Source organism: Bradyrhizobium sp. NAS96.2 (assembly GCF_001908235.1).
In the GTDB taxonomy this organism is placed as follows: Bacteria; Pseudomonadota; Alphaproteobacteria; order Rhizobiales; family Xanthobacteraceae; genus Bradyrhizobium.
The window spans coordinates 1-21,184 of sequence record NZ_LGHK01000093.1 but is presented as its reverse complement, the minus strand read 5'-3'; the positions used below and the strand labels follow the sequence as shown (position 1 = coordinate 21,184).

The window sequence follows — 21,184 nt, the reverse complement described above, 5'->3', positions numbered from 1 at the left end:
CCTCTACCGAAGCCCAGTAGCGTCCGCATGATATCACGTGCCGATGGAGGCGACGCCAAGGAAATGCGGCGTCGCAAAGTGGGCGCCCGGTCGAAGTCGGCTCAGGGTCACTCGCGTCGTTTTGGCCACACGTCAGCCTTTTCCGGTCTACCCCTGACTGCCGACATGCGGACCAACGCTGGATTTCGTCGGTATGGGCCAACAACGGAAGTGGCGAGACCTCATTCGATTACCTCGTCGGCCCGGGCAAGTAGCGCAGGCGAAACGGTAAGACCCAGCGCTTTGGCGGCCTTCAGATTGATCACCAATTCGTATTTGGTCGGTGCCTGCACTGGCAGGTCGGCCGGCTTCTCTCCCTTCAGGATGCGATCGACATATGTCGCGGCAAGCCGAAACAGATCGCGCTGCTCACTTCCGTAGGACAGCAGGCCGCCGAGTTCAGGGAAGAAGCGCCATGGATAGATGGCCGGTATGTGGTAGCGAGCAGCCAGCAGGACCAACTCGGCGCGATGCTCGTTAAGAAATCCATCCGGCATCACTATTAGGCCGGTGCTGGGCCCCTGAGCGGCAATGACGGATTCGAGCTCTGACCCGTCGTGAACGGGCGCAGGTATTGCCTCCATTCCGAGGGATGCTGCGGCGGTTTTGAATGGGTCGAGGTAATATTCTGCAAATGGCGCTGTCGCTGGATTGAACAAGAAAGCGGCCCGGCTAAGGCGCGGCTCAATCTCCTTGAGTAGCTCTAGCCACTTGCCGGCAGTCGTCGCCTCCATAACCGTGAAACCGGTCACGTTGCCGCCCGGCCGCGGTAGGCTCGCAACGAAACCACTGCCGACGGGATCGGCAACGATCACAAAAATAATCGGGATTGTATGCGTTTGTTGCAGCATCGACGCCGTGGGGGGCGTGTTTTGTGTAAGAATGAGGTCAGGCTGCAGCGCGAGCAGTTCCTTCGCAGATTGTTCTCTTACCTCCGCGTCGTCGAGCGCGCCCCAGCGAGTGTCGATTCGAATGTTGCCGCCTTCGACCCATCCGAGCTTCTGAAGTCCCTGTCGGAAAGCGTCCAGGTAGTTCTTAAATTCAGGGTCGGCTTCCCTATGCACCATCAACATACCGATGCGCCTGATTCGTTCGGCATGCTGCGCGCGTGCGGCGAGCGGCCAAGCGATTGCGGTACTACCGAACACGCCGAGGAATTCGCGCCGCCTCATGTCCAGCCCCAGGCTTGGGAGAAGACATCGTAATGGCGAAGAGTACCACTCTTTGAAGGGATGGCGCAGATGGCTTGTTGGTTGACGGCCGATGTCCGAGATGGGTTAAACTCGGAAGTCTGGACCGCGCAACCGTGAGGTCCCCTTCACCCCCGACACCGGACTTTCGGTAGCCAGCGCGGCACTTCCGAAAAGGGCCAAGACGCGACATATGCGCCGCAAAAATCGAGTTACTCGATTACCTCGTCGGCACTGGCGAGGAGCGTCGGCGGCAGTTCAATCCTCAGCGCCTTTGCGGTCTTGAGGTTGATCTTCAAACTGACTTTGGTCGCTTGCTCGATTGGTAGGTCGGCGGGGAGAGCGCCCTTCAGGGCGCCATGCTTCACCGCGGCGCTGAATCCGTAAATCGCTGGGAGCTTGCGCTCCGCAGCGAGCGTGATCAGGCGCGGCATGATCGTCTCCAGGAATGGATCGTCAGGAACGACAAAGCCGTCGAACTTGGCCGGAGTGATCGCCGCAAGGCTAGTCTCAAGCGCCTCCGGCTGCGCTGAGAGGATAGTTAGTTCGAGCGTAGCGTCTGTGCCGGCGCTCGAGCCCTTTCGGCACACCGGCTGAACCCCGGATTGTCAGTGGTCCAAAGCGCCGCGACGCGACGGAAGTTCGGCGTAGTCTCCTTGAGGAGTTCCAGCCACTTCGCGGCGTAATCGAGCGAGAGCAGCGACAGCCCGGTTACATTTCCCCCGGGGTGCGCAAGGCTCGCTACCAGCCCTGCGCCGACCGGATCGCCTTGGACCAGGACGATGGGCACCGTCGCCGTTGAGCGCTGTGCGGCGCGCGAAATGAGGGTGCCTGGAGTTGCGAGCACGTCGACATTGAGCGCCAGAAGCTCCGCAATCAGGTCAGGCACGCGCTTGGCGTTACCGTTGGCATATCGCTCTTCGAGCACGAGGGTTCGACCGAGGACGTATCCGCGATCTTCCAGCCCGCGACGCAGTCCGGCGGTGCTTTCGTCTGTGCCGGGAGCACCAATCCAGACATAACCGACACGCGGCACCCGGCGAGGCTGTTTGCGCGCGTGCCGCAAGCGGCCACGTAGCCGCGCCGCCCAGCATGGTAACAAAGTCCCGTCGCCTCATAGGTGGTAGTCCCCAACGAGGTTCACAGCCTATCACACCGTCAAGTGAGCAGCATGGTCTGCATCACGGCAAATTCGGCCGGCGATGTCTCGGATGGGTCACTCGCGTCATTTGGCGGGTTCGCTGGATGTCAGCTTATCCCCTGACAGCGGCGGAATAGCAGACATCTCCCAACCGGCGCTTGGGGCCGCATCCAGACATCGTGCCGATCTCACTCGATCAGTTCGTCGGCCGCGATGAGGATGGATTGTGGTACCGTGAGGCCGAGTGCTTTTGCGGTCTGAATGTTGACGACCAGTTCGAACTTGGTCGGCCGCAAAACCGGAAGGTCGTCCGACTTGGCTCCCCGTAGAATCTTGCCAGCATACACGCCGACCTGGCGGTAGGTGTCGGCGAGGCTGGCACCATAGCTCATCAGCCCGCCATCCGCCGGAAACTCCCGGATGTGGAAGATGCCGGGCAGGCGATAACGAGATGACACCGCAATAATCCGGCTCCGCCGAGAGTCGAAGAATGGGTCGTTCTGCATCACCAGGGCGGTGACGCCAGCCTTGATCAGCGCTGCAAAACCGGAATCGATCTCGGCATCTGTCGATGCGCTCTGCAGGACCAACTCGCGGCCGAGCGACTGAGCTGCGGCGGTTACCGACTGTCGGAACTGGTCGACTGCTTCCATCCCGAAGCTCGGGTTGTTCAGAAGCCCGATGACGTGCGCCGACGGCACAAAAGTACAAAGAAGCTCCAGCCGTTTGCCGCCCAGATCGGCCGTGAAGAAGTTGACGCCCGTGGCCCTACCCGGCCGGTTCATGCTCGCCACCAGACCCGTGCGCACCGGATCCTGGCCGACGATGAAAACGACCGGTGTGGCGAAGCCCGCTGCCCGGACCGCGTGCGCGGCCGGATCGCCGGTGGCAACGATGACCGAAAGCGGTCGGCTCCGCAGATCGGCGACAAGAGGCGGCAACTGGCTGTAGTCGCCCTTTGCCCAGCGATACTCAACGGCGACGCTACGACCCTCGATATAACCCATCTCTTCGAGCCCGCGGCGGAAGGCACTGGTATGAATGGCGGCTTCCTCGGGCGAGCGCGTGCTAAGGAAACCTATCAACGGCTGCGCAGGAAGTTGCTGTGTGCGAGCCACGAGCGGCCACGCTGCCGAAACAGCGGTAATTCCTTGAATGAAATCTCGCCGTCGCATTGCTCGCCCCGAAGCAGCAGTAGGAATATGCAATTGTCGGAAGGCGGTTCTAAGCTCAATTTGCGCCGAAAAATTTCGGCCGTCCATGTCGCAGATGGGTCAAGAGCGTCGATTTCGGGTCCTTCGCCGTTTGTCTGCTCATCACCTGACAGCGGCTGAATAGCAGAGGTGTGCCCACCGCTGCTTGGGGCCAGGAGGAGACCCGAGCATTTGCAGCAAAGCGGCTACTCAATCACTTCATCGGCGCGGATCAGGATCGATGGCGGCATAATCAGGCCGAGTGCTATTGCTGCTCGCTTGTTGATCACAAGCTCAAACTTGGACGGTTGTTCGATTGGCAATTCGGCAGGTTTAGCGCCCCTCAATATCTTGTCCACGTAGGTTGCCGCTCGCCGCCAGATATCCTCGATATTGGCGCCATAGGAGACGAGGCCACCGACATCGACATACGACCTCAGCTCATACATTGTTGGAATGCGGCTCAGCGCGGCCAGTTCGACGATTTGGCTGGCGTGGCTAAAGAGAAGGCCCGATGCCGGAATGAGGAGTGCGCCAGCTCCCGCAGTGGCCGCGGTCTTGAAGGCTTGCGCGATTTGGGCTGCATCGCGAACCTCGACTGACAGAAGCTTCCACCCTCGTGCCTGGCCTACAGCCGCGGCTGCTGGCCACAAACCGGCGTCCGTCGAATCCCAGAATACCGCCACAACCTCTGCGCCTGGAACGAGTTCCTTCAGCAATTCCAGGCGCTTTCCCGTGAGCTCCAGAGTTTGCATGCTCATCCCGGTGAAGTTTCCACCCGGGTGGGCAAGGCTCTGGACGAGCCCTTGGCGCACGGGATCAGCAGAAGCAGCCGTCATAACGACGGGAATCGTCGTCGTTGCCTGCTTGAGCAAAGAGAGCGACGTTCCACCGCCAGTCGCGACAATGACATCGAGTTGGAGACTAGCCAGTTCAGCAACCGCCGCGATGCTGTTGGTGCCGCGCGGCTCGGTCACGAAATCGCGGCCGTAAACGTAACCCAGTTCCGCCATTCCGCGCAGAAACGCACGTACGGTACGGTTTGGCGGCAGCGGCCCCATCATGTCAGCAGTCGGCCCGCCGATGCTGACAATTCCGATGTGCGCTATCTTCTGTGCAAGCTGAGCACGTGCCGCAATCGGACACGCCGCGGCGCCACCAACCAGTGCAATGAACTCGCGCCGCCTCACTCGAGCCCTCATCTATCAACGCGGGATCAAGGTATCCTATTATCTGACCACGACGCCCTGCAAATTGGTGCGCCGCGATCGGCAGACGGTAGCGAGGGCCGGAGGGTCATTCCACGGGACAGCATCCCTGACCGTATTTCCACTGAAGGAGGTGGTAGTTTCCTCGCCTCCACAGAGGCCGCGAGCTCGATTGCGGTCTGTTATCGTCGGCCTTATCCTACACAATATTTTCCTCGTATTTTTGCGTCGGTTGGAGGCGCAAATGGATTAGTGACAAGTCATGGTGTTTTTTGATGACAAGATCATCCTCGCCAAACGCAACCGTTTGCGAAAACCGATTTTCCTTGTCAACAGCCGACCGGGCTGGATCAAATCAACACGCGAGTGTCGCCACGGCGGGGGCCACGTCGACAGGATCTTCAACGGAGCAAAATCGGACGGGCTGCCGATCGAGCAGCCGGTCAAGTTCGTGCTGGCAATCAATCTCGAGACGGCCAAAACGCTGCGGATTGTTGTTCCGAAAAACCTGCTCGCCCGCGCCGACGAGGTGATCGAATGAAGCGACGGGAGTTCATTGTGGCAGTGGCCGCCACAACGGCGAGTGGGTTGGCCATTCTTCCGATCGACCAAGCCGCGGCCGATACTTCCCAGTCCCGCCGCGTGGCTTTGGTTACCTCCGGTCAGGGCGTTCCGGTCCTTGAATTGATCCGAAGCTCGCTAAAAAAGCTGGGCTACGAAGAGGGCAAGAATCTCGTCATCGATTTTCGCGAAGCGAAGGGCAACTACGCTTCGCTGCCGGGTCTTCTCACAGACGTGATCGCGCTGAATCCCGATGTCATCATTGCGGAAGCAACACCCGCCATCGCCGCCGCGCAGCAAGCAACCTCAACCATTCCGATCGTGATGGCGCCGTCGACCGATCCGATCGGCTCTGGCTTTGTGAAGAGCTTCGCGCACCCGGGCGGCAATATCACGGGCGTGGCTAACATGTTCGGGGATCTCACGGCAAAGACGCTGGACATTGTTCGGCTCGCTTTTCCGAACGTGAAGAAGATCGGAGTCTTGATATCGAATAATCCGACCCATCCGAATCTGCTTGACGTGGCAATAAAAGCCGCGGGCGCGATAGGCATAACAGCAGAGGGCTTCATTGCGGCGAACCCGGAGGATCTGGAAACGGCATTCGCGGACATGAAGGGGGCAAACTGCGAGGTTGTCTATGTCCTCGCCGATCCTCCGCGACCGGCGCTGCCTCCGATTGCGTTGAACTCGGGTCTGCCAACGATCTTTCAAGTGAGCAGCTATACTGCCATGGGCGGGCTGATGAGCTATGGGCCCGAAATCACCGCATTCTTCACCTCTGCCGCGTCCTACGTGGATCGTATTCTCAAAGGCGCCAAGCCCGCGGATATACCGGTCGAGCAGCCCACGACTTTCCTGTTTGTCGTCAATCTCCGCACCGCCAAGGCTTTAGGCTTGACCATTCCGGAGCAGGTGTTGCTGATGGCGGACAAGGTCATTGAGTAGCGACATGACGCACCATCAGATCAGCGTGTCTCGAACGAGCGGTGCGGCCACTGCCAGGACTCCGTGCAACTCACATGCGAGGAATACTCCCGCATGAGCATTTCCCTCCACCCCGACGCGCCACAAAGCCAAGTTGTAGCGCCATCCCAGGCGGCAAACACCGCATCGGCCTCGAGATCACCGATCGAAAGAGTTCGCAGCCGACTGTTTCGCAAATATGTTGCGCTCTTCGTCGCGGTAGTTGGTATCGCACTTTTGTCAAACGGAATCTTCGAAGTCTTCTTCTACTACCGTGAGCACAAGGCGGCTCTGATCCGCATTCAGCACGAACAGGCCGAAGCCGCGGCGGCCAAAATCAGCCAATTCATCAAGGAAATAGAGAGCCAGCTCGGCTGGACGACCCAGTTGCCGTGGTCGGCGGGTTCGATCGAGCAGCGCCACTTCGATGCTCTGCGATTGTTGCGCCAGGTTCCGGCCATCACTGAGCTGGCGCAGATCGATGCGACGGGCAAGGAACGGCTACGCGTATCGCGCTTGGCGATGGATGTGATCGACAGCGGGATCGACCTCTCCCACGATGCAAAGTTCACCGAAACGGTGGCGCACAAGGTCTACTATGGACCTGTCTATTTCCGGAGGGAGTCAGAACCGTATATGACCTTGGCGATCGCCGGCACACGGAAGGATGCCGGCGTGAGTATCGCGGAGGTCAATCTAAAGCTGATCTGGGACGTAGTCTCTCAGATCAAGGTTGGCCAGCACGGTCGCGCCTACGTTGTCGGCTCACAGGGACGACTGATCGCGCATCCCGACATCAGTCTGGTGCTCCGAAACACCGACATGTCGAAGTTGGCGCAAGTGCAGGCTGCCCTCGCCGGTCACGGGATGAGCGACGAATTGCAGGGATCTCTTAATATCGAAGGTCAGCAGGTACTTACAGCTTCCGCGCCTATCGAGCCATTGCGCTGGACTATGTTCGTGGAGTTGCCGGTCGAGGAAGCCTACGCATCACTCTACGCGGCACTGCAGCGGCTTGCGATCGTCTTGCTGGCGGCGTCGATCTTCGCGGTGCTTGCTGGGATCTTCCTGGCGCGCCGCATGGTTGGCCCGATACGGGCCTTGCGGATTGGTGCAGAACGCATCGGCGGCGGCGATTTTTCCCAGCGCATCGCTATCAAGACGGGCGACGAACTGGAAGAGCTTGCCGATCAATTCAACGACATGGGCGTGCGCTTACAGGAATCCTATGCGGATCTGGAGAACAAGGTCGAGAAGCGAACAGCCGAATTGAGGGAATCTTTGCGGCAGCAAACAGCAACTGCGGAAGTGTTGAAAGTTATCAGCCGCTCGGCATTCGATCTGGAACCGGTCTTGCAAACGCTCGCTGAATCGGCGCGGCAATTGTTGAGCACCGATACGGCTAACATCTACCTGCGTGATGGTGACGTATTGCGTGTCCGCGCCCAATCGGGAATGACCAAGGAGTTTTACAAATTTCTTCAGGAACGACCTGCGAAGGCAGAGCGCAGCCGTTTCATCGGACGTGCCTTTCTCACAGCCGAGGTTGTCCATCTGCCGGATGTGCTCGCTGACCCCGAATACAGCTTCCCCGGCGGTCCCCAATTGGGAGGGTATCGCGCAGTCCTCGGGGTCCCAATGGTGCTAAGCGGGCGCGTCGAGGGCGTATTCGGACTGGGAAGATCAGAGCCAGGCCCGTTTACCCCGCGAGAAATTGAATTGGTCCGCACCTACGCGGACCAAGCGTTGATCGCCATCGAAAATGCCCGCCTCTTCAACGAGGTGCAGGCGCGTACGAAAGAGCTTTCGCAGTCGCTTGAGGATCTGCGCACCGCGCAGGATCGCCTGATCCAGACCGAAAAGCTCGCTTCTCTTGGCCAGCTCACCGCCGGCATTGCCCATGAGATCAAGAATCCGCTGAATTTCGTCAATAATTTTTCGGCGCTGTCCACCGAACTGATCGACGAGCTAAACGAGGCCCTCAAATCGGCTTCGCTCGACGAGAAGACGCGCGAGGAGATCGACGAACTCACGCATATGCTCAAAGGAAATCTCGAGAAGGTCGTACAGCACGGCAAGCGCGCCGATTCGATCGTCAAGAACATGCTGCTACATTCGCGCGAAGGAAGCGGCGAGCATCGCCCCGTCGACATCAACGCGATCGTGGAAGAGAGCTTGAATCTCGCCTATCACGGCGCTCGCGCCGAGAAATCCGGATTCAATATCACGCTGATGCGTGATTTCGATCCCAACGCAGGCATGGTCGACGTGTACCCGCAGGAAATCACCAGGGTGCTCCTCAATCTGATTTCGAACGGCTTTTATTCCGCCACGAAACGACAGCAGGCGGCTGCGAACGGGTTTGAGCCAACACTCAGCGCGAGCACCAAAGACCTTGGAAATAGGGTCGAGATTCGAATTCGCGACAACGGTACCGGCATCCCCCAGGAAGTCCGTGAGAAGATTTTCAATCCATTTTTTACGACCAAGCCCGCCGGAGAAGGCACTGGACTTGGCCTGTCCATGAGCCACGATATCGTCGTGAAACAGCATGGCGGCAAAATTGACGTCGATACCGAGCCAGGAGCATTCACCGAATTCATTATCACATTACAGCGGGCGCTGGTGGCGCAATCAAATATTGGAGAAGCGAATTGAGCGTTTACATTCTCGTTGTCGATGACGAACCTGATGTGGAGGCGCTGTTTCGCCAGCAATTCCGTCGCGATCTGCGAGCTGGCCGGTTCTTGATGGAGTTCGCTTCATCGGCCCCCATGGCGTTGCAGCGCGCGGTCGAGCTGCGGGATCCTACCCTCATCTTGATCCTCTCGGATATCAACATGCCCGGGATGAGCGGGCTGGAGATGCTGCCAGAGGTGCGGGCGCGGCGGCCGGACGTTCCCGTGATCATGATCACGGCTTACGGCGACCCGGAAACCCGAAGGAAGGCAATCGAGCGCGGCGCCGTCGCCCTTCTCACCAAGCCAATCGACTTTGCGTTGCTGCGTCACGAGATCGATGCGCGGCTCGAGCAGGCTGCATGATGACGACGATTCTCATAGTTGACGACGAACCAGATCTCGAGGACCTGATCCTGCAGAAATTCCGCAGGCAGATCCAAGGGGGCGCGGTCAGCTTCATCTTTGCACGTGATGGGCTCGAGGCCCTGCAGTCGATCGAGCAACACGCTGATGTCGACCTGGTCGTCTCAGATATCAATATGCCGCGGATGGATGGATTGTCGCTCCTCGCCAAGCTCCAGGAGGCTGAAGATAGGAAGTCGACGATCATCGTCTCGGCTTATGGGGACATGAGCAATATCCGGGTCGCCATGAATCGCGGCGCGTTCGATTTTCTGACCAAACCGATCGATTTCGCGGATCTGGAAACGACGATCCAGAAGACCATCCGGCACATCGAGGTCCTCCGGGAGGCGCAGCGGCGGCAGATCGAGGCCGAGCGTGCTCACGCCTCTCTTTCACGCTACTTTTCGCCGGAGCTTGCAAAGCGACTTGCCGCCGGCAGTGACGCGGCTAACGGAATGGCGGTGCACTGGCGGGAGGTGGCAACCATCTTTACCGATATCACCGGCTTCACCGCGCTGGTCGAGACTGCGCCACCGGAAACGCTGGGTGAATTGCTCAACGAATATGTGGGCGGGATGACGGATGTCGTTTTCGCGCACGAAGGCACTGTGGCCAAGGTGATCGGCGACGCGATCCAGATCCTGTTCAATGCTCCAGGAGATCAGCCCGATCATGCCACGCGAGCGGTTGCCTGTGCTCATGAGCTTGATACCTGGGCGCAAGTTTTTCGCGAGCGCTGGAAAGCGAAAGGTATTGCCTTCGGCGCAACCCGTATCGGCGTCCATACCGGCCCTGCGCTGGTCGGGAATTTCGGCGGGAGCCGTTTCTTCGATTACACGGCCTATGGCGATACCATAAATACCGCCGCGCGGCTCGAAGCGGCGAACAAGCCCCTGGGTACGCGCATCTGCGCCAGTGCAGCGATCGCAAATGCCGCGGAATGTTTTCTCGGGCGTCCCGTCGGCGATCTCGTCTTGCGCGGCCGGAGCGAGCCGCTTCGGGCCTACGAGCCCTTAAGGCCTGAAGAATTTGCAGCCCCGGCGACCAACAGATACTTTGAGGCTTTCGCGAAGCTCGAGGCCAACGATTTAGGTGCAATGCCAGCTTTCGCTGCTCTTGTCGGCATGCATTCCGACGATTCACTCGCAGGCTTTCATTTGAGACGGCTCTTAAACGGCGGCAAGGGCGTCCGGATCGAAATCGGATGATTCAACCTACATTCCGGGTTCCTCGAGAGGGCATTTGCGGCGGCGCGGTCTTCTCGCAGGATTATTGGTCACCACGGCGGTGAGCGCGCTCCGGCCGCCGAACCCAAAAAGGTCTACCGGCTCGCAGCCAATTGCAGATACGGCCCGCACTCGATCAATGATTGTCACGTCCTCGACGTGCCCCAGCATCGGGGCGCCGTGCCTCAAGCGGCCGGCATCCGAAACCCTTCACTTTCGCACCCTTTTCGGTCGCAGGTCGGTTATTCCGGTCTACCCTCAACAGCCGACATGCAGGCGAACGCCCGTACTCGTCGGTATGGGCCACAGTCGGACTCATGCAATGCTGTGAGCCAAGCTGGCCGGCTGCAGGGTTATTCGATGACTTCGTCAGCGAGCGCAAACAATTTGGGGGGTATTTCGAGACCAAGCGCTTTGGCGGTCTTGAGGTTGATCACGAACTCGACCTTAGTCGGCTGCAGGACCGGCAAATCGGTAGGCTTCATGCCTTTGAGTATCCTCCCGACATAGATGCCCATTTGTCGGAAGGCATCGCGAAGGTTGGCACCATAGCTCATCAGCCCACCCGTCAGCACATACTCGCTCAGTGGATACATTGTCGGCATCGCATAACGAGCTGCCAACCCAACGATTTGATCCTGGCGGCTGATTAGAAAGCCATCAGCGGTCACGACCACTGCGCCGATCCGGTGTTCGTGCAAACTGGCAAAGCTGGCGTCGATTTCCGGCTCGTCCTTGCCGGATAGGACAACGATATCGAGGCCGATCACACCAGCCGCTGCCCGCAGATCCCCGAGCTGGTGCTCCATATTGGGGTTCGTCAAATTCGCAAGCGCCCCAATCACACTTGCGCCGGCGGCAAGCTCGTGCAGCAGTTCCAGATTCTTGGTTTCCAACAGCGTGAACATCGGAGCGATGCCGGTGACGTTGCCGTCCGGTCGATTGATGCTAGATACCAGCCCCGACTTGATTGGATCGCTGCCGCTCAAAAAAACAATCGGAATTATCTGTGTCGCCGCCTTTGCTGCAAGCGCCGCCGGAAGAAAATTAGCCGCAATGACCGCGACATCATGCGCAACCAGCTCTGCCGCGAGTTCAGGCAATCGATCATAAAGACCATTGGCGGCGCGATCCTCAATCCTGACTGTTTGGCTATCGATGCCGGCCTCGCTCAAACCTTTTTTGAAGGCGTTCGTATTGAGCAACGGCTCCGGAAACCCTTGATGGAGAAATCCTATCGTAGGGGCCTGTTGCTGCGCACGCCCGGAGAAGGGCATGGAGGCCGTCAGGGCACCCACCAGCCCGATGAACTCGCGACGCTTCAATCGATCGAATTGCATATGCGGCCCCGGCGGCACTTAAGCACAGCATACCCCATTTGTGAGAACAAAGTCAGACCCACGCGCTTGTCGGCCGTTTTCCGGTCAACCTCTAACAGCCGACATTTAGGCTGGGGCCGGACTTTGTCGGTATGGGCCACAACCGGACTCATGCACCGCAGCGTACGGCATGGTTATTCGATCACCTCATCGGCGCGGACAACCAATGCGACGGGTACCTCTAACCCGAGAGCCTTCGCCGCTTTCAGGTTTATGATGAGTTCCACCCGTGTCGAAAGTTGTACAGCGAGATTGGCCGGTCTCTCGCCGTTGAGTATTCGCCCGGCGTAGATGCCCGCATGATAATAGGAATCGCTAATGTCGCCGCCATAGCTCATTGCGCCGCCAGCTACCACAAAGTCTCGATACTGATAGATAGCCGGAAGCTTGTATTCGAGGGACTTCGCACCCAGCGTGGTGGCGTGGCTCGTATACAGCGGGTCAGTACCGATCACTATTCCAGCGACGGAACCGGCAGCATCCTTGAACGTCGCGTTGATCTCCTCGTCGGTGCTCGCGTGAAACGTCGTCAGCCTAATGCCCAAAACGCTGGCCGCCGCTTTTACTCCGCTCTCAACCGCTGGTGTCAAGGGATTGGCCGAATTCGTCAGGAGCCCAAGCGAATTCCTGCCCGGCAAAAGCTCGTGCAACAGTTCTAAACGTTTCGGCGCTGTATCCACGTTGATATGTGCTGCGCCCGTGACATTTCCGCCCGGACTATTGAGGCTGGTCACTAGCCCGGTGCTGACAGGATCACCGCCGATTGCAAACACGATGGGAATGGTTGTGGTCGCCGACTTTGCGGCCAGCGCCGACGGCGTCGCTGCCGCCAAGATCAGGTTAACCTGTCGCTCAGTTAGCTTGGTGGCGAGCGCAGGCAGCCGATCTTAGTGATCGTCTGCCCATGCGTATTCGAAGCCGACATTCTTTCCTTCGAGATAGCCCGCTTCGCTCAGCCCTTTTCGAAAGGCAGCTATCATCGGACTATAGTCTCGAGCCGTTGAGCTTCCTAAGATACCGATAACCGGGGATGACTGCTGTGCCCGTGCGTCCATCTGCGACAATGTAACGGCGCTCGATACCACAAGTCTAATGAACTCCCGCCGCCGCATGTATCCTTCCCTCAAGGACCGCGCTAATGGATGGCGAGACTAGCACCGTGCGGCGGGCTTGTGGGAGCAATTGCGTCAAGTGCATTCTCAGCTCGCCAAGCGCATGGCGCATGCGTCAACGCGGGAAGTCCGAGTCGGGTCATGCGCGACCCGATTGGGCCAGTGGCAAGTCCGCGTATCGTCCGCTATGCCCGGATAGCGACCAACTTCCGCATCGCCGCGAAATGACGTGATGGGCCCAACAGGCGACATGCCGCCACCTTCCGCATCAACCTATTGCTCCTCGACAGAGCTTGATCGCTTGTACCGGAAGTCGCAGTGACTTCCACCCTGCATGATGGTCTGCGTGCGCGAGAGCTTGATGTCGGGACCGAATCCTTCGGCCAAGTCGAAGTCAGCACTGCAGACCAACAAGAAGCCGAGTTCCGGCTCGCCCAATTCCTTGTAGAACTCAGCGTAGCGGCATGCGGTGACTTCAAAGGCAAATGCATCGTGTGACTGCTCGATCACCCGATAATCGAGAGCGTCGTCGCGGGCATACGCGGCCAGCTCGGGGCTCATAGCCTTGCCAAGGTCGTTCCCGTTCTTCGCGCTCCAGAACTCCTCACCATAACGACGATAGATCGCACCAAGGGTCCGTCGGACGAGTGCATTTGCTCGCTCTTCGCCCAGCTCCATCTGCAGAGCCTTCACCAACGGAACCAAGACCCGCGCCTGGATTTTGACTTGTTGGATGATGGAAACGTCCATGGCGAGCTTCCTCCTCTAGACTGCGTCACTTTAGTTCCAGCGTGGATCAATACCGACGATGGATCGTGGGCGCCGCCTCGGCTCGTTTTGCTACATGCTCTGCCGTCTTGACCTTGGGCAATTTGGTCGAAGCGGATCATTTACTCAATCACCTCGTCGGCGCGGACGAGTAGCGAGGGTGGCACGGCGAGCCCGAGCGCTTTTGCAGTTTTCATGTTGATGATCAGCTCGAATTTGGTCGGCCTCTCTACCGGGAGGTCGGAAGGTTTGGCGCCATTGAGTATCTTGTTCACGTAGTCGGCTGCACGGCGGAATAAATCGGCTACATCGGGACCGTAGGACATCAATCCCCCGCCAACCGCATCGTGCCGAAACAAGTAGTTTGCGGGCAAATGATGCTTCGCCGCGAGAGCGATAACGCGTGGAGCCTGGACATAAGTGAGGGGACTGCCAACATCTACTATCGCGTCGACGTGTTGGGCAGTGGCCGACGCAAAGGCCGCGTCGAGTTCCTCTGCCTTAGTTGCCGCGACCAAAGGCAGGGCCACGCTGATCGTCTGCGCTATGCGGGGTATCTGTTCCGCAAGATACACTTTCTGCATCGGGTTGTCGGGATCGATCAGGAGCGCAATTTTGGAGGCTCCGGGAACGAGTTCCCGCAGAATTTCAAGGCGTTTCGCAAAAAAATCATCCGGCACCATGTTCGTAAAACCCGTCACGTTACCACCTGGCCGCGACAGGCTTTGCACTAGACCGAGCAGCACCGGATCGGGCACGGCCACGAATACAATCGGAATGGTGGCGGTAGATAATTTAAGGGGTACTGCTGCTTGCGATCCCGCAGCGATGAGCACATCGGGACTAAAAGCAATCAGGTCGGCGACTGAAGCCGCCAGTCGATCTGCCGGTTGGGAAAAGCGATACTCGATGATGAGATTTTTTCCCTCTGCCCAATCGAGGCTTCGCAGCGTGTCAGGTAAGGCTTGCTCGGCTTGATTGAGAGCCTTTCCGCTGCCATCACCTATGGCAAGAAAACCAAGCCGACGGCGTTTTCCCTGCGCCCACGAATCATCTGGCGAAACAAGCAGCGCCGCAGTGCCCGCTATGAACTCCCGCCGCTTCATTCGATCCCATCGCAGCTTGAGGATGACGGCGCGCAGGGTATCACGTATCGGTCGTCGTTGCACTCAGTAGGCCATTGATCTTATGGGGGCCCCGGACGATGTCGCAGTTGGGGTCACGAGCGTCGCCTGCTGCAATGGGCGTTGGCCAGTCGATTTCCACTATGCCCCGTTAGCGACCGAGGATGCGTGGCGGTGCAATATCTCGCGAAGGGCCACTGACATGAGTGGATACCCGGTCCACTACATTCATTCGCCGAAAGCGGGGGCGCGATACCCTCGCTGCCTAGCGAAGCTTGTAATCGGCTCCATCGCGGAGGATGTAGGTCATGGGCGTGAACAAGAAATACCACGAATTTTCTGTCATCGACATGAACAGCGGATGGGAGACGCTTCCCGGTTACCCCGAAGGCATTCAGCAGAAAATCCTCTCGGGCGCGCTCGACGAGGCAAACAAACAGGGCAGTCGCACGCGACTGTTACGCTTTGCCCCTGGGGCGTTCACCACCAAACAGGTGGTGCACGAATATTGGGAGGAAGTTTACATTGTGTCAGGTGATTTCACTATTGGAGGTAAACTACTTCCGCCTAACAGTTACTTGCCAACCTGCCGGCATTCATCATGGTCCATTCAAATCGAATGGTGGTTGTTTGCTCTTTGAGGTTCACTATTTCGATCCAGTCTGAGTTCGGCGGCGCCTGTGGCCGCTATGGGTCAATCGCGTCGGTCTGCACCTAAGCTCGGCAATTCCGGTCCACCCCCGGCACCAGACATGTCGCAGCACTGCGCCAACTGACGCGATGGGCCACAAGCGGTCATTCCAAACTCTAGCTGTTGGCAGTGCCATTGCCGCGCGGCAGGGTAATGATGAACTCGGTAAATACGCCGGGCTCAGTTTCAACATCGATCCTGCCGCCGTGTTGCTTGACAATGATGTCATGGGCCATAGAGAGGCCGAGCCCGGTCCCCTCTCCGGTCGGTTTAGTCGTGAAGAACGGATTGAACATCTTCTCCTTCACCTCGGGCGGAATACCGGTGCCATTGTCAAGGATGCGTATTTCAACTGAAGTACCGAGGTTTCTAGTTTTGGCCGACAGAGTGGGCTCAAAGGCCCCCTCACCGTTCTCGGCCTTGCGTCTTGTCGCGGCATAGAAGCCGTTCGAGATCAGATTGAGCAGCGCGCGCGTGATCTCCTGTGGATACAGCTCGGCCGAACCGGCGCTGGCGTCAAATTCGCGCTGCAGAGTGATGGTGAAGCCGGACTTTTCGGCGCGGGCGCCGTGATAGGCAAGATTGAGGCTTTCCTCCACCAGCCCGTTGATGTCTGCCGCTCGCAGCTCGCCCGATCCTTCGCGCGAATGCAGCAGCATGTTCTTGACGATGGAGTCGGCGCGCTTGCCGTGCTGGACAACTTTTTCGAGGTTGGACTTCAGCAGGCCGGTTAGTTCGTCGACTTCCTTGCGGAGTTGCTCTGCCAGCGCGGCCTGCTTCAGGGCATCGTTGAGTTCATCCGTGAGTTCGACGGAGAGCGCCGAAAAGTTGTTCACAAAGTTCAGCGGGTTTTTGATCTCGTGCGCGATGCCCGCGGTGAGCTGGCCGAGCGAGGCCAGCTTCTCGGTCTGAATCAGGCGGTCCTGGGCGGTGCGGAGATCGTCGAGCGATTTGGATAGCTCTTGCGTGCGCGCTTGCACCTGCTCGAACAGGCGGACATTGTTGATGGCGATGACGGCCTGATCCGCAAACGACTTCAGAAGCTCGATCTGCTTGTCATTGAAAGGATGTACTTCGGTTCGGCGAAGCAGGATGGCTCCAATGCTCTCCTCTTCGCGCATCATGGGCACGCTGAGGACGCTGCGAATGCCCTGGGTGACCGACAATTCCCGCACCTCTGGAAATTCGTTGTTTTCATCGGAGAGTGCGTCGTGGATGTGCACCGGCACCCGATCGACGACTGCGCGGCCTGTGGCAGATCCACGACTGATGGCGCGTTTGTTCAGCAGCACCGGTATGGGCCCGTGATGAGCGGCGAATACGAGGCTATTGTCTTCCTTCAACACGACCACCGCATCGGCCGCCTCACAGAGTTCGCAGGCGCTTCCTACGATTGCTTGCAGCACCGGCTTCACGTCCGTGGGCGAGGACGCGATAACCCTGAGGATGTTGCTGCTGCCGGTCTGGTAGGTGAGCGCTTCCGTGAGATCATCCGTGCGCTGGCGCAGCTCGCGAAGCAGGCGCGCATTCTCGATGGCGATAACGGCCTGGGCTGCGAAATTCTTGACCAGGTCAATTTGCTTGTCGGTGAACGGCCGCACTTCTGTGCGGTAGATGAAGATAGTGCCTACCAGCGCGTCATCCTTAACCATCGGGACGCAAACCGTGGATCGCGCACCTCCGAGATGCGCTGCTGCGCCGACCACCGGCTCGCTGGTGTCATCGGCCGTGTGGCTGACCTGCCGTGTTCGCATTACCCGGTCCAGATGGCTTCCCGGCGTCGGTCTGAACGATTCCGATTGCGTAAAGTACTCGACGAGGCTCGACGGCGTGCCAACACCTGCCTCCCAACGGGCAGTATCGCCATCAACGAGGAAGAGGTTGCCGAACTGAGCATCGCAAATACGTACGGCGTTCTCCAGCATTGAGCTGAACACGGGCTTGAGCTCTCCAAGTGAATTGGAAATAACCCTCAAGACTTCGGAGGTTGCCGTTTGCTGCTGCAGCGATTCCTGCAGGTCGCGGGTGCGCGCTTGCACCTCGTCGAACAGCCGCGCGTTCTCGATCGCGATCACCGCTTGGTCGGCGAAGGTCTGCAGCAGCTGCACGTGGTGCGGGGCGAAGGTGCTCGGTTCTTTGCGAGTGACGCTGATAAGACCGATCGGCCCCTTCTTGCCGGGAAGCGGTGTCACCAGCACGCTGCGGAATCCTCTCGCTCGCGCGACATGCCGGACCATCGCCAGGCTTGCACCGGCCATCGCCTCCGCTTCGACAGCCTCGACATCCCGCAGTTGTTCCGTGTTGCCATTGCTCACAAGGTCAAACATCGGATACTGCGCCAGTGGCCGCGGAAACGCTGCTTGCAGTACGGCATCGGCCTCAGCGCTGACAGGTGTAAACGAAACGAGTTCGACCATTTCGTTGATAAACCGGTGGACCGCGGTCGAGTGGCCGTCCATCAGCCGGTTGGATCGTTCGGCAATCGCATCGAACACAGGCTGCACGTCCGAGGGAGAACTCGCGATCACCTTCAGGATGTCTGATGTCGCCGTCTGCCGCTCCAGCGCTTCCTTCGTCTCGTTGAAGAGCCGTGCATTCTCGATGGCGATGACAGCCTGAGCGGCGAAGTTGTTCACCAGCTCAATTTGGATCGGTGCGAATGGCCGTACTTCTTGGCGGTAGATTACGATTGCCCCGATTAATTCGCTCTCTTTGAGCATCGGCACGGCGACGAAGGATCGTGCTCCTGCCTGCTCGACAGTGACCACACGCAATGGCTCACGCTCAGCGTAAGCGGAATCGGTTTTGAGATCTGGGATATGCACGACCTGCTTCGTGTGCAAAAGCCGACCGAGACCAGTGTTCGCACTTGGAAGTATCGGTCCATGCTGCTCCCAGAAGGCGCGATAGGCTGGGGGAACATCGTGCAAATGCGTCGCGAGAAAGCGTTCACCATCGTAGAGTAGAATATGACCGAACTTCGCCTCACAAATGCGCAAAGCGTTCGCAAGCATGGCCTCAAATACAGACTTCAGCTCGCCCGGCGACGAACTAATAATCTTTAGCACCTCGGCGCTCGCAGCCTGCAGCTCCAACGCCTCATCGCGTTCGCGCTTTAGGCGCTCCACAAGGTCATGGGGCAAGTGCGCAGCCGACGCCTTGGCAGCCATCGGCCTCTTCGTGCGCTGGCCCTTCACGGGCCGTTTCGTTGGACCGCGTCGCTGCAAGTCGCTCCCTCACGGCGGTTACGCAATCCTACCAAATCCACAGTTTCGCGCCATGGCAGGATGTCTCTTTTGGGTCAATCGCTACAGTCTAGCCGGTGCCAGTGAGGTCCGGTCTACGCCACACAGCGGACAGGTGGCCAGTCGGGCGCGTTGGGCGAGATGGGCCAACAGGCGACATTCGCCAAATGAAAAAAGGAAACCAACTCAAGTAAGCGGTAGCTATGAGGGCATTTGATGGATATCCATGGCGGGTGCCGTTTGACGAGAGAATCACCATGCGGCGACGTGAATTCATTGGTCATCTTGGAGCGGCAGCGGTTGGCGCTGTCTGCCGATCTAGTGTGAGCTACGCGCAGACCACAGGCGACGTTACGCATCGCACGATCCAGGCAAATGGGATTCATCTCCATTTCGTTGAACAGGGCGACGGACCGCTGGTCTTCCTGTGCCACGGTTTTCCGGAGATATGGTATTCATGGCGGTACCAACTTCCCGCGCTAGCTTCGGCTGGATTCCATGCTGTCGCGTTAGACATGCGGGGCTACGGCAAGTCCGACCGGCCGGAGGCGATCGATCAATACACCCTTCTGCATCTCGTCGGCGATATGGAGGGGCTCCTTGATGCGCTTGGCGTTCAACAGGCTGTCATCGCTGGACACGATTGGGGTGCCGTGGTCGCGTGGCACGCAGCTTTGCTGCGGCCCGACCGTTTCCGTGCCGTTATCGCCCTCTGCCAGCCGTACTTGCCGCGGTCAACGGTAGCACCTACCCTGATCATGCCGCGGCGCAAGAATGCAGTGTTCTATCAGCTCTATTTCCAAGAGCCAGGCGTAGCAGAGCTCGAGCTTGAGCGCGATGTTCGGCAAACCTTCCTAAAGGTGCTAGGCGGCTGGTCAGTAGCCGGCGAGAGGTTGCCCGGTGACCCCCCTGTCGGAATGGTATCGCGTGACGGAGGATATCTCACTGAGAGGCAAACCCTTGCTCCCCTTCCGAACTGGCTAACAGAAGTCGACCTTGATTTTTACGTCCGCGAATTTGAGCGCACGGGGTTTCGCGGCGGTCTGAACTGGTACCGCAACATTGATCGAAACTGGGAGTTGTTAGCCTCGTTTGAGGGCGCGAAAGTCACTGTGCCCGCACTTTACATGGCCGGCGCTCGCGACCCGGCATTGGCATTCCCAGGCATGGACCGAGTCCTCGCCAGCTTGGCAAACACCGTGCCGCAATTGCGCGGCAAACTCATACTCCCGGATTGCGGACATTGGACCCAGCAGGAGCGAGCGTCGGAGGTGAGCGCCGCGATGATCGATTTCTTGCGACATTTGTGAGCGAGTTCGTCGGGCGTCTGGCGACCGAACGATCGATGTCACTCGCGCGCACCTAGCACAAGCCGACCTCAGCACCAGACTGAGCCTTGGCCTATTCTACCCTTAATAGCGGAAATCACAGACAACTGTGCGAGATGTCAGCTTGGGTCATAAGCTGCTCTCGGCGGCCAGCATGCCCTTGTCGGGTCATCTCTCGGGAGTGGACATCGCCGCGCTTTGGGTTGAGGTCAGGCATGGGCCCAGGTTGTGTGAAAATGGGGCGTAGCTAGGAACGCCGGATCCTCTTGGCCTCCCTTCGGATCGAACGACGAAGCAATCGCGCCGGCGCCGTAGTGGTCGTTGTGGAATCCGGCAGCCATGAATTGATTCATGAGCGCCGCAAGACTGTCCAAGTGTCCAGGCGCCGAGGCATTCGGCTCACCAGCGGACGTTGTCACCGGGGGATCAGTCACGGTGATGCTTTTCGCTGCTGAAGTCCCCGTCTCCCCGCTCGTGCCGTTTGATGCCGTTACTGTGAAGGTGTTCACCGGATGCCCCTTTCCGGGGAATGTCGAGTTCAGCACCAGACCGCTAATCGCCTGTCCAGCCGTACCGGCGGTGATAGTGAAGGTGAGTGTGTCCCCCTTGCCGCCGCCGTGGACCAACTGGCTGGTGACCGTGTCCCCACTTGGTGCGGTTATCGACTCGAAAAGCGGAACGCCGCTGATCGTCACTGATACCGTGTCGTCGGAATCGGTAGGCGACGCGGTGATCCCCATTGGCGTTGACCCGCCCGCCGGTACCGTTCGAGAGGACGGCGCCATCAGCGTCGGCGGCTCGGGGGCCCCAGCTTGTTCCTGGTCGAGTAGGGTGAGAGTCACTTGGCCGTCGCCCGAGTTCTCGCCGGCAATAGCCACCATTCCTGTTGTCAGAGCCTTGGGGGTAAGAAACGACCCGCCGCCGGAG

17 protein-coding genes and 1 pseudogene are annotated in these 21,184 nt (G+C 58.8%); 7 read left to right on the top strand and 11 right to left on the bottom strand.

Annotation, left to right across the window (positions count from 1 at the left end; all coding sequences use genetic code 11):
• Positions 1 to 221: 221 nt before the first annotated feature.
• From AC628_RS21090 to AC628_RS21070, 5 genes are all read right to left on the bottom strand, one after another.
• On the bottom strand, positions 222 to 1,211 hold the full coding sequence (locus AC628_RS21090; RefSeq protein ID WP_074128686.1) for an ABC transporter substrate-binding protein: 990 nt from the start codon (positions 1,209 to 1,211) through the stop codon (positions 222 to 224).
• 230 nt (positions 1,212 to 1,441) lie between these two features.
• Entirely contained in the window at positions 1,442 to 1,663 is a 222-nt protein-coding gene (locus AC628_RS43030) for an ABC transporter substrate binding protein (RefSeq protein WP_143201716.1), read from the bottom strand.
• A gap of 107 nt (positions 1,664 to 1,770) precedes the next feature.
• The gene (locus AC628_RS21080) at positions 1,771 to 2,265 is read right to left on the bottom strand and encodes an ABC transporter substrate-binding protein (RefSeq protein ID WP_074128684.1); all 495 of its coding nucleotides are present in this window, start codon (positions 2,263 to 2,265) and stop codon (positions 1,771 to 1,773) included.
• Between the two features lie 293 nt (positions 2,266 to 2,558).
• Positions 2,559 to 3,488 (bottom strand): ABC transporter substrate-binding protein, encoded by a 930-nt coding sequence (locus tag AC628_RS21075; RefSeq protein ID WP_168193415.1) that lies wholly within the window; start codon positions 3,486 to 3,488, stop codon positions 2,559 to 2,561.
• A 281-nt stretch (positions 3,489 to 3,769) separates the two neighbouring features.
• On the bottom strand, positions 3,770 to 4,753 hold the full coding sequence (locus AC628_RS21070) for an ABC transporter substrate-binding protein (RefSeq protein WP_074128692.1): 984 nt from the start codon (positions 4,751 to 4,753) through the stop codon (positions 3,770 to 3,772).
• Positions 4,754 to 5,033: 280 nt separating this feature from the next.
• Between AC628_RS21070 and AC628_RS21065 the strand changes: the two genes are divergently transcribed.
• The 5 genes from AC628_RS21065 to AC628_RS21045 all read left to right on the top strand — a co-directional run bounded on the left by AC628_RS21065 (position 5,034) and on the right by AC628_RS21045 (position 10,592).
• Entirely contained in the window at positions 5,034 to 5,312 is a 279-nt protein-coding gene (locus AC628_RS21065; RefSeq protein WP_074128682.1) for a hypothetical protein, read from the top strand.
• Positions 5,309 to 6,280 (top strand): ABC transporter substrate-binding protein, encoded by a 972-nt coding sequence (locus AC628_RS21060; RefSeq protein WP_083633044.1) that lies wholly within the window; start codon positions 5,309 to 5,311, stop codon positions 6,278 to 6,280. The genes AC628_RS21065 and AC628_RS21060 overlap by 4 nt, the downstream gene beginning before the upstream one ends.
• A gap of 93 nt (positions 6,281 to 6,373) precedes the next feature.
• Complete coding sequence (locus tag AC628_RS21055; RefSeq protein WP_074128680.1) at positions 6,374 to 8,956, top strand: sensor histidine kinase; 2,583 nt, start codon at positions 6,374 to 6,376, stop codon at positions 8,954 to 8,956.
• Positions 8,953 to 9,342 (top strand): response regulator, encoded by a 390-nt coding sequence (locus tag AC628_RS21050; protein WP_050425999.1) that lies wholly within the window; start codon positions 8,953 to 8,955, stop codon positions 9,340 to 9,342. Before AC628_RS21055 ends, AC628_RS21050 begins: the two co-directional genes overlap by 4 nt.
• Positions 9,339 to 10,592, top strand: a complete 1,254-nt coding sequence (locus AC628_RS21045) for an adenylate/guanylate cyclase domain-containing protein (protein WP_074128679.1) — start codon at positions 9,339 to 9,341, stop codon at positions 10,590 to 10,592. The genes AC628_RS21050 and AC628_RS21045 overlap by 4 nt, the downstream gene beginning before the upstream one ends.
• Positions 10,593 to 10,963: 371 nt before the next feature.
• Here the strand turns inward: AC628_RS21045 and AC628_RS21040 are convergent, their stop codons facing one another.
• The 4 genes from AC628_RS21040 to AC628_RS21025 all read right to left on the bottom strand — a co-directional run bounded on the left by AC628_RS21040 (position 10,964) and on the right by AC628_RS21025 (position 14,975).
• Positions 10,964 to 11,950, bottom strand: coding sequence for an ABC transporter substrate-binding protein (locus AC628_RS21040; RefSeq protein WP_074128678.1), 987 nt, complete (start codon positions 11,948 to 11,950; stop codon positions 10,964 to 10,966).
• 173 nt (positions 11,951 to 12,123) lie between these two features.
• On the bottom strand, positions 12,124 to 12,870 hold the full coding sequence (locus AC628_RS21035; RefSeq protein ID WP_083633042.1) for an ABC transporter substrate-binding protein: 747 nt from the start codon (positions 12,868 to 12,870) through the stop codon (positions 12,124 to 12,126).
• Positions 12,871 to 13,374: 504 nt separating this feature from the next.
• Entirely contained in the window at positions 13,375 to 13,851 is a 477-nt protein-coding gene (locus AC628_RS21030) for an L-2-amino-thiazoline-4-carboxylic acid hydrolase (protein WP_074128677.1), read from the bottom strand.
• Between the two features lie 140 nt (positions 13,852 to 13,991).
• Positions 13,992 to 14,975 carry an ABC transporter substrate-binding protein gene (locus tag AC628_RS21025; protein WP_074128676.1) on the bottom strand — a complete coding sequence of 328 codons (984 nt, stop codon included), beginning with the start codon at positions 14,973 to 14,975 and terminating at the stop codon, positions 13,992 to 13,994.
• Positions 14,976 to 15,301: 326 nt separating this feature from the next.
• Here AC628_RS21025 and AC628_RS21020 point away from each other — a divergent pair, with 326 nt between their 5' ends.
• A complete protein-coding gene (locus tag AC628_RS21020; protein ID WP_245321252.1) occupies positions 15,302 to 15,634 on the top strand; it encodes a cupin domain-containing protein in 333 nt (110 codons plus the stop codon).
• 166 nt (positions 15,635 to 15,800) lie between these two features.
• Here the strand turns inward: AC628_RS21020 and AC628_RS21015 are convergent, their stop codons facing one another.
• Positions 15,801 to 18,854 carry a GAF domain-containing protein gene (locus AC628_RS21015; RefSeq protein ID WP_074128691.1) on the bottom strand — a complete coding sequence of 1,018 codons (3,054 nt, stop codon included), beginning with the start codon at positions 18,852 to 18,854 and terminating at the stop codon, positions 15,801 to 15,803.
• A 398-nt stretch (positions 18,855 to 19,252) separates the two neighbouring features.
• Between AC628_RS21015 and AC628_RS21010 the strand changes: the two genes are divergently transcribed.
• A complete protein-coding gene (locus AC628_RS21010; protein WP_074128675.1) occupies positions 19,253 to 20,239 on the top strand; it encodes an alpha/beta fold hydrolase in 987 nt (328 codons plus the stop codon).
• A gap of 227 nt (positions 20,240 to 20,466) precedes the next feature.
• Here AC628_RS21010 and AC628_RS21005 read toward each other — a convergent pair.
• Positions 20,467 to 21,184, bottom strand: a pseudogene (locus tag AC628_RS21005) (hypothetical protein); the annotation flags it as partial.

What these genes read in the sequence shown, in the direction of transcription:
- AC628_RS21020 (WP_245321252.1), top strand. Translation starts at nt 15,302, where the DNA reads ATGGGCGTGAACAAGAAATACCACGAATTTTCTGTCATCGACATGAAC.
- AC628_RS21060 (WP_083633044.1), top strand. Translation starts at nt 5,309, where the DNA reads ATGAAGCGACGGGAGTTCATTGTGGCAGTGGCCGCCACAACGGCGAGT.
- AC628_RS21065 (WP_074128682.1), top strand. Translation starts at nt 5,034, where the DNA reads ATGGTGTTTTTTGATGACAAGATCATCCTCGCCAAACGCAACCGTTTG.
- AC628_RS21040 (WP_074128678.1), bottom strand. Translation starts at nt 11,950, where the DNA reads ATGCAATTCGATCGATTGAAGCGTCGCGAGTTCATCGGGCTGGTGGGT.
- AC628_RS21055 (WP_074128680.1), top strand. Translation starts at nt 6,374, where the DNA reads ATGAGCATTTCCCTCCACCCCGACGCGCCACAAAGCCAAGTTGTAGCG.
- AC628_RS21045 (WP_074128679.1), top strand. Translation starts at nt 9,339, where the DNA reads ATGATGACGACGATTCTCATAGTTGACGACGAACCAGATCTCGAGGAC.
- AC628_RS43030 (WP_143201716.1), bottom strand. Translation starts at nt 1,663, where the DNA reads ATGCCGCGCCTGATCACGCTCGCTGCGGAGCGCAAGCTCCCAGCGATT.
- AC628_RS21090 (WP_074128686.1), bottom strand. Translation starts at nt 1,211, where the DNA reads ATGAGGCGGCGCGAATTCCTCGGCGTGTTCGGTAGTACCGCAATCGCT.
- AC628_RS21025 (WP_074128676.1), bottom strand. Translation starts at nt 14,975, where the DNA reads ATGAAGCGGCGGGAGTTCATAGCGGGCACTGCGGCGCTGCTTGTTTCG.
- AC628_RS21015 (WP_074128691.1), bottom strand. Translation starts at nt 18,854, where the DNA reads ATGGCTGCCAAGGCGTCGGCTGCGCACTTGCCCCATGACCTTGTGGAG.
- AC628_RS21030 (WP_074128677.1), bottom strand. Translation starts at nt 13,851, where the DNA reads ATGGACGTTTCCATCATCCAACAAGTCAAAATCCAGGCGCGGGTCTTG.